We start from the raw sequence: 14,342 nt of genomic DNA, 5'->3' as shown, positions 1-14,342 counted from the left end.
GATACAGCCTGCCCGTAGAGCACGAGAAGGGCAGAGCAGCCCGCCGCCACTTCAACGAATAGATTCCCTAGCGCCCCCTATGATGACTTGTCATCACCACTGCGGATCTTCACCCCCTTCTCTAAGTACTTTTTCAGAGCCTCGGCCAACTGTTCTTCAACGCTTTTCTGCTTGGGTGGCTTAAAGACTTCCTTGGTCCAGATATAGAGGACGATGATACATACGATGACGATTTCGATGGAAAGCATGGATGTCAACCAGGCGTAGTTGCGGTCATGCAAGGCGTAGCAGGGAACAGCAACAGAGCAGCCGCTCCAGTCTCTGCCAGGAAACCAAAGCATCGGCCACTATTTGATATCTGCAGGGAACAACAGCTGCAAGCGGCAACTTTCCGGAAAATACGCTCCCACTATACTCAATATCTGTGGGTTTGGCAGATTTGTGATCACTAAATGTAGTGTTTTTTCGGCGACTCCCCTGATTCGAGGGAATCCCTGGCTCCCTTAGGGGGATGGCAGCCGGGGTGAGACTGTGGTCAGGTGTACCCCACAGTCCCCAAGGTGGTGCCGCCGTTTGTCTGAGGCGATGCCATCTACAGAATACCGGGTAACCCGGTGGCCAAAGACCTGCAGCAACCGTTCCAGTTCTTCTGCTAAGCGTCGGTCTGAGGGACTCTGGCGATGGTAAATGGCGATCTGCCAGCTCCCTTGGCGTTGGTGCGATCGCATCACCGCCCCACGCAGGTGCTTCTTATGGACCCGTTCTCCTAAGACCTGCGATAGCTTTCGCCAGAGCTTATAGGCCACGTTTTTTTCTAAGTACTCAGGATTAGACGGATAGATTTCCTCATAGGTCTGTCCTTGCCACGAGCCTAAAAATACCTGGCGTTCTAAATCAGTAAGGTGGTGACCTGTATGGTCAAAGTAGCACCAATCAACATAATCAAGGGCTGTTTCGGCCGTTAATTCAGGGGCATTATTGAAAGTATCCATCACATTATTTTGGAGTGATTTGACCCAAAAGATGGATCAATTTACACGGCTGCTCATCATCAATCGGCTGCACAATTTCCTGATGGATAAACCAATAGAAAAATAAAGTAGTCAGATCCTACTTGAGATGAATAATTTCGACGTCAGGACATTTCTCTAAGTCAACAGGGGGGTATAAGAGGACATTTGAAAACTCGGCTGAAAGGCCTGTAAGGTAGGCATTTTAGAGTGTATGGCCCTGCTGGCCAGACACTAGTCTGGAGAAAGGTTGCAGGGTACTTTCCAAACATCCTCTAAGAGCCATCACCAGGCAGTATGACCTACTCAAGCGTCGCTGGAATCTAAGGCATTGGGATACAACGATCAATTGGCTGACCCGCCCGTCTAGAGCCTTGTCGGCAATGCTACTCGCGATTACTGTCCTCGTCACTGCAGGTTGAAGCCAGCCTATATTCAACGTCTTGTGATACTGAGACTATTGGTGTCTGTCCTAAGATATCGCCAGTAAGATTACGGAGATCTGATCGGGATCACTAGGGAACAATGATCATCGTCTCTCGGGAGAGACGCAGTTGAAATTGGCCAAAAATGATGGGGTTTTATGGTTGCTTATCTGTTGATCTGCCGCAAAATACTATGCCAAGAGCAACAACAGATTACAGAACTTTCATGATCATGAGTCATGGGTCCATAGATTCAAGGCCAAAGATGAGGCCTTCCTGATTGAGAGTCGTCCTCGGCAGTTAGAAACGTTGACGTAACGAGTGAGCAAGCACATGGCCAACAACACTCCCTTTCTAGGCATTAATACTCTGCTAAATCGACTCGCCACGGCCTATCGCAGTCTATTCGTGGCCCCTCCCATGGAGGTATGGCAAGCCTTTACCAACCTGACTACGGCAGTGCTGCCGATTCTGGCTGAGGGCAATGCCCCCTATCACACGGTAGACCACACGCTGCAAGTGCTCTGGGCTGGTCAGATGCTCTTAGACGGGAAGCAAATCCGGGAAGGCAGCGTGACTCCCAAGGACTGGCTCACGGTCATGGGGGCGCTCCTCTGTCATGATCTGGGCTATTGCCGAGGGGTGTGTCAACAGGACTGTCCTTGCCAGCATCACTACAGCACTGGCTGGGGCGATGAGCTGGTGCAGTTACCCGCTGGCAGTAGTGATGCCCTCCTGGCGCCTTATCACATCGAGCGGGGGCAGCAATTTGTTCGCCAACGCCTGGCCCATCGTCCCCTGTTTGATGCTGACGCCATGGTCGCCTGCATCGAGATGACTCGCTTCCCGGTACCAGAGCTCCCGGCCTATCAGGATACGACTGGATACGGTAGTCTGTGTCGTGCGGCTGACCTCCTAGGGCAGTTGGGAGATGCCCGCTATTTGCAACGCCTGCCAGATTTATTTGAGGAATTACAGGCAGTGGGGTGGCATCAGCACTGGGGCTATCGTAGCGTTGAGGATTTACGCCGCAGCTATCCACAGTTTTTCTGGCAGGTGGCCTATCCCCATCTACAGCCCTATTTAACCTACTTGGGGACGACTAAGGTGGGGTGTCAGCTAATCGCCCGACTATATACCAATGTCTGCGTTGTTAACATAGGGCAGCGGCAGTCTGCTTAGCCTCGGCTGAGGGAGCCCACTCTGGCCCTGACGCCCCTATCGCTTCCGGTATAGACGGGGTGCCTGGGATTCCGATTCTTTGGCATGATGGGGAGGTTATTTGTGCGATCGCATCATGGCCAACTGGATTACCTTCGATGGCGTTGCCCTCGATCAATGGCGTCAGGTCAGCATTCTCCATCGCTGGCTGGGCCCCTGGCGGCGCTGGCGCCAGAGTAGCCGGCTCCTGCCCTGGGCCGATTGGATCGGCTTAGGGATTGCCCTGTTGCTCTACGGCCTGGCCCCCTATGTGTCCACCCCCCTGCTAGGGGTGCTGATGCTAGCGGCCGGTGCCCTGTGGGCCCTCTTGACCCTCAGCGACGAGGCTGGTGGAGGGCTGACTCCGATCCATGTCTTGGTGATGCTATTTTGGGGAGTTATGGCCCTGGCCACGGCCCTGTCGCCAGTGAAACTGGCCGCCTTGCAGGGATTGATCAAGCTCACCCTCAACTTAGGGCTATTTCTACTGCTGGCTCGGGTGTTGCGGCGGCCCCGGGCCCGCAATTGGCTGATTTTGATCTATCTACTGACAGCGCTGGCGGTCTCGGTCTACGGGTTGCGGCAGTGGATCTTCGGAGCCGAGGCCTTGGCCACCTGGGTGGATCCCACTTCCTCTCTGGCTGACACCACCCGTATCTATAGCTACCTAGGCAATCCCAACCTGCTAGCCGGGTATCTGGTGCCCGCCGTCTGCTTCAGTGGCGCCGCCATCTTCGTCTGGCCCCGTTGGTTGCCCAAGCTCCTGGCTCTGGTCATGACCGGCGTGACGACGGTCTGCCTGGTGCTAACCCTGAGCCGCGGCGGCTGGATCGGCTTCGTGGCGGCGGGGTTTGTGCTATTGCTGTTGGTCGTGCAGTACTGGAGCATCTGGTTTTCTCCCCGTTGGCGGCGCTGGGCCATTCCAGCACTGCTGGGCAGTCTCACCGCTGTGCTGATCATCGCGGTCCTGGGGGTAGATACCCTGCAACAGCGGGTCATGAGCATCTTTGCCGGTCGTGAGGATAGTAGCAACAACTTTCGTCTCAATGTCTGGGCCGCCGTCGTCGATATGATTCGCGATTACCCGATTCTGGGCATCGGCCCCGGCAACGATGCCTTCAACCAGATCTATCCCCTCTATCAACGGCCCCGCTTCACCGCCCTCAGTGCCTATTCTGTCTTCTTAGAAATTACCGTGGAGGCCGGCCTAGTAGGCCTGGCCAGTTTTCTCTGGTTGGTAGCCATCACCTGGCGTCAGGGCTGGCAACGGTTGCAGTGGTTGCGACAGCAGCAAGCGGCCCAGGGCTACTGGTTGATGGCGGCCCTAGCGGGTCAGGGTGGCATGTTGGCCCACGGGCTGGTGGACACCGTCTGGTATCGGCCCCAGGTGAGCACCCTGTGGTGGCTGATGATGGCTCTGGTGGCCAGCTATTACCAACCTCAATCGGCTCAGACACCGAGCCAAGAAACCGCATCCTAGGGCCGATTGTTTACCATCAGAGTGTCTTCTCACAGGCCACGTCGATAATGTTTCCCGAGTTTCTGCCCCCGGCGGTCCATCAGCTCAGCGAGGCCACCTCCATTGAGATGGCCCAGCAGATGCAGCGGCAGGATGTGATTACGCCCCTGAGCCCTGACCCCATCGCCACTGCCTATGTCTGTCAGGGGGCTGGGGAACCCCCTCTACTGTTGCTGCATGGTTTCGATAGCTCTCTGCTAGAGTTTCGACGGTTACTGCCGCGGCTGGCGGCCCGCACCCAAGTTTGGGCCATTGACCTGCTGGGGTTTGGCTTTAGCGATCGCATCGTCAGCCCCCGCTTCGATCCAGCGGCGATCCAGCAGCATCTCCATAGCGCTTGGCAGCAGTTGATCGGACGCCCAGTAATCTTGGTGGCAGCTTCTATGGGCGGGGCTGCCGCCCTCGAGTTCGCCCTGGCCTATCCCGACTGTGTCGAGCAGCTGGTGTTAATCGATAGCGCTGGCTTATCGGCGGGGCCGGCCATAGATAAGGTGATGGTACCGCCCCTGGATGGTTGGGCCACCGCCTTTTTGCAGAATGCCTGGGTGCGTCACCGCATCAGTCTGCGGGCCTATTGCGATCGCACCTTAGTCACTCCCGATGCCGATTGCTGCACCTCACTGCATGTGGCCATGCCAGGTTGGAAACAGGCCCTAATCGCCTTCACCAAAAGCGGTGGCTACCGTTCCCTGCAGGCCAAACTCCCACAGATAACTTGCCCCACCTTGATCCTCTGGGGAGAGCAAGACCGCATCCTAGGCACCAAAGATGCTACCCGCTTCCAACAGGCTATTCCCCACAGCCAACTGGTGTGGATTGCCGACTGTGGCCATGTGCCCCATCTGGAACGACCAGAGGCTACGGCCTCTGCCATCCTACAGCATCTACCGATGTCTCCCCGGGCGGAGCAGTGGGGCCGAACCGAGGAAAACAGAAAGGAGTCGACGAGGCTCGCCCAGAGCGATGAACCCGACCGGGAGAGCTGATGTTATGCGGCGGCAAGGAATTGAACCAGCAAAACGCAGCAATTGTTGCCCTGGTGTACCTCAAACCTCTGCTTTCACCAATGATCTAATATGAAATCCGGTTAATTCACCTAGGAAAACAGATCTCTGTCATTCCCGCGTTTCGCGAAGCGAGGCCGGAGGCCTTAAGGCGGGAATCCAGGGCATCAATCTCAGCTACGCCCAAAGCGCTCTGCCTAGATTCCGGGGCGCGCTGCGCTTGCCCGGAATGACGGATTGCAGTTGTGATACATCATCGTAATGTTGCCTGTCTTAGCGGATTTGATATAACAAACTCAAGCACCTGCCTTTGCAAAGGCTGAGGCATAGCTTTCAACTGTTCAACGACTTCGTCGATGATAGGAACATTCGTATTACCCTCCTTGCTACCATCCTACACCGCTTACCCAGAGAGCGGTAGAAGAGCAGCCCTTCATGCTGACCGAGGGTTACAGGGATTGCTTTCACCAGGGACTGCAGCCGCATAACGGTGAAAGCCAGCGGCGGCAGACACCCTCGGCATTTCACCAGAAAACTTTGACTGTTCGCTGCGCTGAGGTGTTAGCTTGCTGGCGGCAACAACCTGATAAACCCCTCCTGCTCAAAGTGACAGTCTGTCGTTAATGCATCGCTGATGCCACGCTGGCGCATCAGGACAAAACTGACCGCATCGCACAATGAGTAGGTTTTGTCCTGTCGATTAACCAAAAGCTGCATTGCCTCTCGGTGTCGCGACTCATCAACCCAGACTATTTCTATGTCCGGGTTATCAACCAGGTCAACCACAAACTCTAGAACTTTTGTCCGAGGAAGTCGGCGAACCAGTGCAAGAGCAATCAACTCAGCTAAAACATGGCTGTGAGTCAAGAGTCTACTGCCTGCACCATCGACTAACTGAACTGCCTTTTCATGCTGCGGTTCGTCACGATGGACGTAGCACAACAAGCCTGATGTATCTAGAAGCACAAAGTCACTCCGCGCCTAATACTCATCGGCATAAGCTCTTGCGAGATCAGCATCAATCGCTTGGTTATCAGAACCCGTCGCGTGCCCTAGACTAATTGCACCTGCATGACTCTTGAATTTCTGTCGTGCTTGCTCTTGCCGCTCCGGAGACAGTATTAATTTGGTGACAGCTTCCCCTTGCCTGCTGAGAACAGTAATTATCCACTCCGGGATGGATACGCCCACTGCATTCGCCTTACGCTGCAAGTCTGCGTAAACTTCATCGCTGATTTCCAAAACTAGCTGCTGACTCATACCCCAATCAATTGTCGCAATAATTTTAAGGATTATTATAACTTTCCTGTTCTTCCATATACCAGACATGTACATACTGATGCCAGTTATCTAACCCCATACCAAATCTGTATGCCCCAGCATCTGTAGCACTTTTGACATTCGGCGACATTATTGTCTCGATATTCACAACTTGTACGGGGTTACTCTCAAGCCAATGATTCGCAGCACTGACAGCAGCGGAGAAACAATCTATTTCGGTAGCACCTCCGAAAGGGCCTCGTTTCGTAACTCTAGGTGCAAAATCCTTGTATTTAACACTTTCTACCTATGGCAACAGTGTACAGTTCAGATCGAGCGAATTGGCAGCTAACGCTAGTTTAACTTGCAACGACATCTGGAAATTAGTTCTCTATAGTAGTTTTCAAGCGCGTCGCCCTCAGACGGACTCGCAGTGGCTAGCTGCTGAATTCCAACAAATAAGATTGATGAACGCTCCAAAGATAACCTTGCGGACTAACGGTGAAGCTCAACGGCGGCAGACAACCTCTTGCCTCAGATCGACCAACTAATCGCCGTCCGTTGCAGCGAGGTGTTAGCCTGCTTTAGACTTAGGTATGCACAAGCAGCCTGTCCGTATTATGAGCTATCGCGACATCATTACGATTGAGCCTGATAAGCGTGGTGGCAAGCCATGCATCCGCCGGATGCGGATTACGGTCTACGATGTCTTGGGCTGGTTAGCGGCTGGTATGTCTACCGCTGAAATCATTGACGACTTTCCAGAATTAACGGAAACTGACATTAGGGCTTGTTTAGAGTTCGCAGCTGATCGCGAACATCGTTTAGTTGCATCGGTGAGTGCTGCTTGAAGCTGCTGTTTGACCAAAACCTTAGCCGTAAGCTGATTAATCGGTTGGCTGATATTTTTCCTGAATCCAGCCACGTTCAATTCCATGACCTAGCTGAGAAAACAGATACTGAAATCTGGGATTTTGCTAAGCTCAATGACTTTTGCATAGTGACGCAAGATGCAGATTTCTCTGAAAGAAGTCGGCTTTATGGCTCTCCACCCAAAGTTGTTTGGTTGCGATGTGGCAATGCACCAACTAATCAAGTCGAAGCATTAATTCGTTCCGGAGCAACAGCAATTCAAGAACTCTTGAACAATCCCGAGTTGCACTGTCTGGAACTTCATTAGTGTTCTTTTCAACGACCATTGAACTTGGATGAATTGCACTGATAACAAAGGGGCTGTATGTTGTCGATGTCATCTGTGCCACCAGCGGTCAGTAGTGAAGTAGTGAAGTAGGGTGGGCAAAGCCATAATAGACACCCCTTGCTATCGTCTCTAAGCTTTGTTTGCCCACCTTTTTTCAGTGGTGGGCATTGTAGGTTGAGTATGGGTTAGCAAGGATCTCGGAAAAGATAATGCCCACCGTACAATTATACTGGCTAAAGCCTGTGAGTGTTGGGTTTCGTGTCTCAACCCAACCTACGGCGATATGCGATCGCACTGAGGCGACGAATCCGGATGTGTTATTGGAAACAATGGCGTAGACCGAGGACGCGCATCGGCAATTTGTTGAAACTGGGAACGCCGAGGCAGCACGCCCTTTCCACTGGCTTGAGCCGGAAGGGATATTGGCGGTTGTCGCGGACGTTGGCGACGCAGACAGGGATGACGAATGAGTGGTTAGCACAACAGGGATTGCTTTCGATTCGTGACCTCTGGATGAAGGTTCAGGGCTACGAGGACAAGTCCGTCAGTCTGTCTAGCACTTAGGTTGAGAACCGCCCATTGCGGACCCGCACGATGGGTGGTGTGGGAGGGGGAGACCGTGAGGTTTTCCCCTATCCCGATTAGACAGCGTTAGTAATCACATGCGCCTCTCTCAAGAAGAATAGGAGTCAAGTGTTCGGGAATACTTTGTAACCTAATTTGGATACATCCAAATTTATGAGCTTCTTTGAACGTACGTCCTGCCCCTAGTGCTTGATAAAAACCAATAGTGAATGCAATTGCAGCTTTATCGCCAATAGCTTGATTCATAACAATCACGTAGTCAATGTGCTGAGCAATGGCAATCGCCTGAGCTTTTGAGTAACAAGCATTGAGCAGCACACATTTGATTTGACTTGCAAATTGCTCAAATAAAGCTGCCAAGGCATCAGGTGAAACTGGATGTACTTTTCCTATTTTGTCTTCAAAACACAACTCACCAGTAGCTAAGCCATGACCAGAAAAATGCACAATTTGTGGCTGCGAATCTAGTAATGATTGGCTGATGTCTTCTGGGCGAGCGGACATCCGAAGATTTAGTCTAAACCGTTCTCTTAATTGTGCTAGTTGAAGCTTATCTTGGATTTCTCTAAATTCTTCTCCGATCCTTAATCTAGTAGCATCAGATGGATCGGCTGAGAGTAGCAAAATTGAAATTACTTCACCTAGGTTTTCAGTAGCAGATGGAGAGGATATATCGTTTAGAAAAAAGTTTTTAAGATGATTTACTCTATTAAATATTGCAAGCTCTTCTACTTCATATCTGACAAACATATTTTCCATGTCAATTACACGAAAATCATCGCTTAATTCATGAAAAGTTAAAATGTTTTCCCTTTCCAAGATATAGAATAGCCCTTTACAAAGCTTGGCTTCCTCATAGTTTAAGTAGATCTTTGAAACTCTGGAGTTACAAATAAGTTTTCTCAAGCTAGTTTTCTCAAAAGTTGATTTAAAAGTAATTATTTCTCCATTCTTTTTTGGAGGTAAAGATTTCCATTCTCTTATATCAGTCAGATTGCTTAACAAACCTCTAAATAGCAAATTGATCTTTTCGATATCTGTTGAGCTTGCAGTCTCTCCTAGCTGATCATTATTTAATGAAATGCCATCATCATCTCGAAGAAAATCATCAATAAATTGATTGACAGAACTCAAATACTTTCTTATTTCTTCGTTTGTCGTGCTACCAGAAATCCTAAAATCTAGTTCTTTTCCATTACTTGCCTCAATTTTGAGGGAGATAGGAGTATCTTTTTGGGCAATACTCTTGCTTCTCTTCTCCTGTATATTTAGTATAAGATTAATTATTTGAGCAACTGCTATCACCCCACTAAAAGTAACTGAAAGTACAGGCAGAACGATTTCTGCATCAATGCTATCTTTACGAAACTCAGAAATTTGAGTTTTAACTGGGATTTCATTTTCTCGAAAAATCTCTTTGCTTAATGACTCAATCATCTCTAAGTCATCATGTGAACCAGAGATTTTGATGGAAGTCATTTTTACACTCTCCCTGTATTTGAACAGTGGGATAAAAATCTTCTTTAAATCTTACTCTCGAAAACGAGGACAGTACAACAAGATTTAAATTGCACTGTCAAATTCCTTGATAGCTCCTTGGTTTTATTTTCACCAATTATTGAACGTTTGCTTGATTTTTAGGTTACTGTCTCCACTGGGGCTAAGCGGTCTAACGTTTAAGCTAACCGGACGGCGACAGCCTTTGCAACTTAGCAGAAAGCTTACGCTCCGTTCCGGTTCAGCGCAATGTTATGTGGCTGGCGCTTGCCTGATTCGCAACTACAAACCGCAATTCAGCCTGAGTTACTCAACATTATAAATAGCGCAGAAACCTAACTTTAGGAAGCATTAGGGTAAATTTTCACAAGATTCAAGTAGCCTGATCGCATATGCATCAGCTGCTATTTTCACCCAACCCGAATTGATCCACAATAACCAGGCGATAAGCAGAAAAAAATTTACCAGTAAACAAGCAACTGATAATGAAGAACAGTTAGAGAATTGTAAATTCGTTCCTGCCTGAATTAAACTATTGACTTGCCTGGCTGCAAATATATTAAGCAATCCAATTTTGGAAATACACTGTGCTCCAATAAAAAACACACCTATAGATGAAGTTAAAATTCCAAGGAATTTCATTCCTAGTAAATTTCGTCGAAAACCATAATTGCAATTTTCTTCATAAATCAGAAAAAATTTACTATGATCGCGTGTCTTAGAAAGCAAAAATTGAGTACACGTATCGTATATTTGATCTGCTAAATCTGGATTAGCCAATTCTTCGCTTTCATTCGGTATAGACTGCCCTGTTAACTCATGTAACTTTCTATGTTGACGAGCCAAATTTACTTTGTTTCGTGTAGTACGGTACCGCAGAAAGTACGTTGTAGGTTTACCACCCCAAGCAGTGTATAACTCCTCTTCTTTAGCTTTACCCATATCACGAGCAAGTTGTGCCAAGAGCTTGAGTATTCCAAACCAAGCAAGCAAACTGGCTACTCCTCCCCATGACCAAACATGATTTGGGGAAAATGCAATGACAGTCAATGCGATCGGTAAACTAACAAGTAAGGCAGGTGCTAGTCTAGCCTTGCGGTTATAATCATCAAAGTTCTTTTCAATAAAATCTATAACCATATGTTTACTCCTGTATTTATCGGATTGACCATGTTTCCTGATTTTCACCAACAATGAGCATTACACCTGGCAGTCCATCACGATTGAGAATCTCAGCAAGATAGCTCAAGAGGTTGATATCGTATCCACTCGGTCTAGCTGAGATTCCTGGTGGATGAGAATGCCATTCACCAATGTAGGACACAATGTTAGCTGTCCGTGCTTGCGCCATTTTGATCTGTTCCTCAAGACCCTGAACGCCGCGTATAAATCCACTTGAATCTGCTGCACTGTCTAAGGGAGCAGAGAGGATATCGACCACGAAGATTGACTGTAATTTTTGATCAAAATAGCCGAGTAAGACTCCGCCCGTTTCATTTGGAAGATTAGCAGCACGAATTTGCCTAGCCTTATCCTGCAAGCGAGCGTTCCATATAATGTTCCAACCATTAGCAGCCACAGTTAGGTTTGCAGCCACAGATATTGTGTGAACATTAATGGTCCCAGATAGCTGCTCAACATGCCATACCGAGATTACAGGATCGGGTTGCTCACATCTGAGCCTAACTTGCCGTGCAAGTGTTGCAGCATGAAGCTGAAGAAGCTCGACTGGTATCACACTTGATACATCACGACATCCTGCACCAACCCAAAGATGCCCTTGATGTCCAAGCAGATGTTGCTCACCCCAAGCATTATTCAAGATGGCTTCGTAATATTGTGCCTCCAGTCCATCTAAGCGTACGTTCCGATCGGAATCTTCGAGAAGTAAAACAGAGTCGTGTCCAGAAGGAGTTAGAAAAATAGATGCTGATCGTTTAAGGTCAGCGATCGCTAAATCACGCGGCACTGCAAGCGTAGTTGTTGCATCAACTACTAAATCTGCACTTTCAACAGCAGTCTTCAAGTCTGCATTTGACCAATTAGTCACACTATCGACAATAGCAGAAGCTTTTGCATAGCCGTCAAAATAGGTTTCCTCTACTGTTTGTTTGACTGCATTTGCTTTAAACTGACCAACCTGAAAATGTTTAGCTGTATGTCGGGCTAAATTATGCGGCTTAATGTAATCGATATCAACAAATGTCCAGGTGCCCCACGCCTCTCGATACCAGATGTCGGCAAGACTGCTACCAAGTGCCCCAACACCTGCAAGAACACCAGAAAGTTCAGCAGTGTCAGCAGTGATACCAGAAGCTTGGCGTGCAGTTTCATAAGTCAGAGAGAATATAATCTCGATCGGTTCAACGTCAATAGAGCGCCAAGCATCATTGGAACTCAAATCTTCGCCAAAAGCAGGAATATTGTAGTAGTTACCATCTGTGCCATCTGTTAACACACCGCATGCTTCGCCTAACTTCCCAAGATTGATGTTGAGATAGAACGCTTTGTATTCATTTCGCTCTACAACACTATTGCCACTTCGTTGAACAGGTATCTGAAAAATAAGAAGTGTTTTACTATCAGATACCTTTGGAGTTCCTTCTCCATTCACGCTACGCTTGATCTCAGCACAAAGCAAATCGAACAGAGTAGCGCCTCGCGCTGAAAATTGCTTGTCAAGTGTTCCTAAATCATATGGAAAAGGTTCAATAAAGCCGTGAGTTACTGGTTGAAGAGCAATAGCGAGACAGGTTAGCTCTATCTGAACACTTTTTTTCCTGGAAGCTTGTAAAAAGCATCCTAAAAAGACTCTATTCTCTACTCTTTTGAGCGTCAGAAAAAAATCAGGATGCTGAATTTTTTCGTCAAAATTTGGAGGTAGGATAATCTCGAAGAGACTGCGAAAATAGAACGGTTCAACTGGTTGATCTTCACGATGTAAAGTGCCTCTAGCGGTTTCAGAAAGCCACCATAATACTCGATTAAGATGGCTTCGAGGAGTCCAAGAACGTTGCACTACTTCCCAAGGTTCAAAATAAAGGCACAACGACGCAGGTTCATCCTTTCTAACAAGATTTTGGTGTGAGGTTACGGGGAAATCTTTTCGCAACGCTCGTATCTCAGGCATTTTGGTTTCTTCAGTACTGAAGATTAAGCCAATACGCTCTTGGTAGAGGATCCCAATTTCGTTTTTGGTAGGGACACTGTCATTAGTGCAATCAACAACGAGCATTTCCGCTGTGCGTTGCCCGTCGTGAACAAAACATCTTAGCTCGATAAGCTCAAATAAATTATGGGTAGAACAAGCTCTAAAAACTCGACGCGAGATTGGGATAACCAAGGTGTCTTCGGTGAGTTCAGAAATTACCTCACCAAAGTTGGTATATGTATCTGCCATCTAACCTGCCCTTGGTGTTGGAGAAGAGACAATGATGTTAACACCAGAGTTTCCAGTCGTATTCAAACTGACTCCTGCGCTGGTGATATCAAACTCCAAAGGCTGTGGCTTTCGTTCGTTCGGCTCCTCCATAGTGACAACGAACCTCCGTCCACCGATCTGCCTCAAGTACCGTTCGTAGCATTTTCTTGCTTGGATATGGGGTGGGAGTTCCTGTTGGTAGGCTCCTTTAGTATCAGGAATTGGCTTGCTTGAACTCACAATGTAGGCTCCTGATTGACCGTACATGAGCAGTTCTTTCACTAAAGGAAGGGGAACTGTTTCTTTATCACCTTTGTCGTCTGAATTCAGGGCGTGATGGCTGCAATGATGAGGGATGTTAAACAAATGCCATTCCAATCTGTCTTCATTTTCGTGCTCTTTAGTGGTGTGTACAATATCTTCAAGCACGCCACAGGTTGAGTCCCCCACAGCAAGGTAGTTGGTTTGAATACCTGCAACTTCAAAACGAACTTGGAGAATAAGCGAGGCATCATTTCGTAAGTCATCGCCTTCATCAACATGCTTAACGAATGGAGAATGGCAGAAGAATTCAACGCCATCTTTCTCAAGAGAGAATCCTGGAACAGCTGGTTTTCCAGCATCAACAATTAGGCCACGACGTGACTCTACAGTTAGCCCATTTTCCTCAAGGAAGCTTTTCAACTTTTTCGGTTTTGAGAAAACCTTAATACCCTCGCCTCTAAGAAGACGGTGCCGAGCCTCCTGACGCCAAAGGACAAACTCTGTTTTTGTTTTCCACTGCTCGGTTGTAGCTGTCTCCAGTACCATGGCGGCTGGAACCCACAACTCATTAACCTTGATTCGTCCATTGCCTTGATAAGCAGGATTGTGCTGTAGCTCAAAGAACTCGGTGCTATGCAAGATGTGATCCAAATCTGCGTGGGTAAGAGCTAGAACATCAAAGTAATCGCGTTTTGCTTTCGCAAGTTCGCTATTTAGTTGGCTTTTGAGATCAATAGCAGGATCATCCTCCTTCTCCCCACGATTCAAATGGCGAAAGTCAAATAATAGGCGCTTACCATTACTCAAAATAATTTGGCTCGTATCACCATTTTGTACTGGATAGAAAATAACTTTGTGCATTTGAGACCTCGCTGGGAATTGAACTCGAGTGAATGAGTTTGAAGTTTACTGCTAGCTTTGGTTTACAGACTTCTTGACTCAATTAGCTGAAGCCG

14 protein-coding genes are annotated in these 14,342 nt (G+C 48.2%); 5 read left to right on the top strand and 9 right to left on the bottom strand.

The genetic code is table 11. From position 1 onward, the window contains the following. Window positions 1-77: 77 nt before the first annotated feature. Together XM38_RS26060 and XM38_RS16135 are read right to left on the bottom strand one after the other, a co-directional pair. Window positions 78-248 carry a hypothetical protein gene (locus XM38_RS26060; protein WP_187329436.1) on the bottom strand — a complete coding sequence of 57 codons (171 nt, stop codon included), beginning with the start codon at window positions 246-248 and terminating at the stop codon, window positions 78-80. A 255-nt stretch (window positions 249-503) separates the two neighbouring features. Further along, window positions 504-992, bottom strand: a complete 489-nt coding sequence (locus tag XM38_RS16135; RefSeq protein WP_080807166.1) for a hypothetical protein — start codon at window positions 990-992, stop codon at window positions 504-506. Window positions 993-1,768: 776 nt separating this feature from the next. On the opposite strand from XM38_RS16135, the gene XM38_RS16130 reads away from it, so the two are divergent. The 3 genes from XM38_RS16130 (at window position 1,769) to XM38_RS16120 (ending at window position 5,140) form a co-directional block, all read left to right on the top strand. Beyond that, window positions 1,769-2,617: a hypothetical protein gene (locus XM38_RS16130; protein WP_080807168.1), complete on the top strand. Its 849-nt coding sequence runs from the start codon at window positions 1,769-1,771 to the stop codon at window positions 2,615-2,617. Window positions 2,618-2,732: 115 nt separating this feature from the next. After that, the gene (locus XM38_RS16125; protein ID WP_080807170.1) at window positions 2,733-4,115 is read left to right on the top strand and encodes an IctB family putative bicarbonate transporter; all 1,383 of its coding nucleotides are present in this window, start codon (window positions 2,733-2,735) and stop codon (window positions 4,113-4,115) included. 47 nt (window positions 4,116-4,162) lie between these two features. Then, window positions 4,163-5,140, top strand: coding sequence for an alpha/beta fold hydrolase (locus XM38_RS16120; protein WP_080807173.1), 978 nt, complete (start codon window positions 4,163-4,165; stop codon window positions 5,138-5,140). Window positions 5,141-5,719: 579 nt separating this feature from the next. Here the strand turns inward: XM38_RS16120 and XM38_RS16115 are convergent. Both XM38_RS16115 and XM38_RS16110 read right to left on the bottom strand, forming a co-directional pair. Beyond that, window positions 5,720-6,124: a type II toxin-antitoxin system VapC family toxin gene (locus XM38_RS16115; protein ID WP_080807177.1), complete on the bottom strand. Its 405-nt coding sequence runs from the start codon at window positions 6,122-6,124 to the stop codon at window positions 5,720-5,722. Window positions 6,125-6,139: 15 nt separating this feature from the next. Continuing rightward, entirely contained in the window at window positions 6,140-6,487 is a 348-nt protein-coding gene (locus tag XM38_RS16110) for a hypothetical protein (RefSeq protein ID WP_225889331.1), read from the bottom strand. A gap of 551 nt (window positions 6,488-7,038) precedes the next feature. Here XM38_RS16110 and XM38_RS16105 point away from each other — a divergent pair. Together XM38_RS16105 and XM38_RS16100 are read left to right on the top strand one after the other, a co-directional pair. Beyond that, on the top strand, window positions 7,039-7,269 hold the full coding sequence (locus XM38_RS16105; protein WP_080807183.1) for a DUF433 domain-containing protein: 231 nt from the start codon (window positions 7,039-7,041) through the stop codon (window positions 7,267-7,269). Next, window positions 7,266-7,598: a DUF5615 family PIN-like protein gene (locus tag XM38_RS16100; RefSeq protein ID WP_080807185.1), complete on the top strand. Its 333-nt coding sequence runs from the start codon at window positions 7,266-7,268 to the stop codon at window positions 7,596-7,598. Before XM38_RS16105 ends, XM38_RS16100 begins: the two co-directional genes overlap by 4 nt. Before the next feature lie 8 nt (window positions 7,599-7,606). Here XM38_RS16100 and XM38_RS29060 read toward each other — a convergent pair whose 3' ends face one another. From XM38_RS29060 to XM38_RS16070, 5 genes are all read right to left on the bottom strand, one after another. Continuing rightward, complete coding sequence (locus XM38_RS29060; RefSeq protein WP_391540815.1) at window positions 7,607-7,690, bottom strand: HNH endonuclease; 84 nt, start codon at window positions 7,688-7,690, stop codon at window positions 7,607-7,609. A gap of 580 nt (window positions 7,691-8,270) precedes the next feature. Next, window positions 8,271-9,683, bottom strand: a complete 1,413-nt coding sequence (locus tag XM38_RS16085) for a CHAT domain-containing protein (protein WP_080807189.1) — start codon at window positions 9,681-9,683, stop codon at window positions 8,271-8,273. Window positions 9,684-10,052: 369 nt separating this feature from the next. Then, window positions 10,053-10,841 (bottom strand): hypothetical protein, encoded by a 789-nt coding sequence (locus XM38_RS16080; RefSeq protein ID WP_137455143.1) that lies wholly within the window; start codon window positions 10,839-10,841, stop codon window positions 10,053-10,055. Between the two features lie 16 nt (window positions 10,842-10,857). After that, complete coding sequence (locus XM38_RS16075; protein WP_080814149.1) at window positions 10,858-13,101, bottom strand: Mov34/MPN/PAD-1 family protein; 2,244 nt, start codon at window positions 13,099-13,101, stop codon at window positions 10,858-10,860. Continuing rightward, window positions 13,102-14,247 carry a hypothetical protein gene (locus XM38_RS16070; RefSeq protein ID WP_080814147.1) on the bottom strand — a complete coding sequence of 382 codons (1,146 nt, stop codon included), beginning with the start codon at window positions 14,245-14,247 and terminating at the stop codon, window positions 13,102-13,104. It lies immediately after the preceding gene. Window positions 14,248-14,342: the final 95 nt, after the last annotated feature.

Origin of the sequence: Halomicronema hongdechloris C2206 (genome assembly GCF_002075285.3) — a bacterium.
Lineage (GTDB): Bacteria > Cyanobacteriota > Cyanobacteriia > Phormidesmidales > Phormidesmidaceae > Halomicronema_B > Halomicronema_B hongdechloris.
The sequence above is the reverse complement of the archived record's forward strand: the minus strand, read 5'-3'. Positions and strand labels throughout refer to the sequence as shown.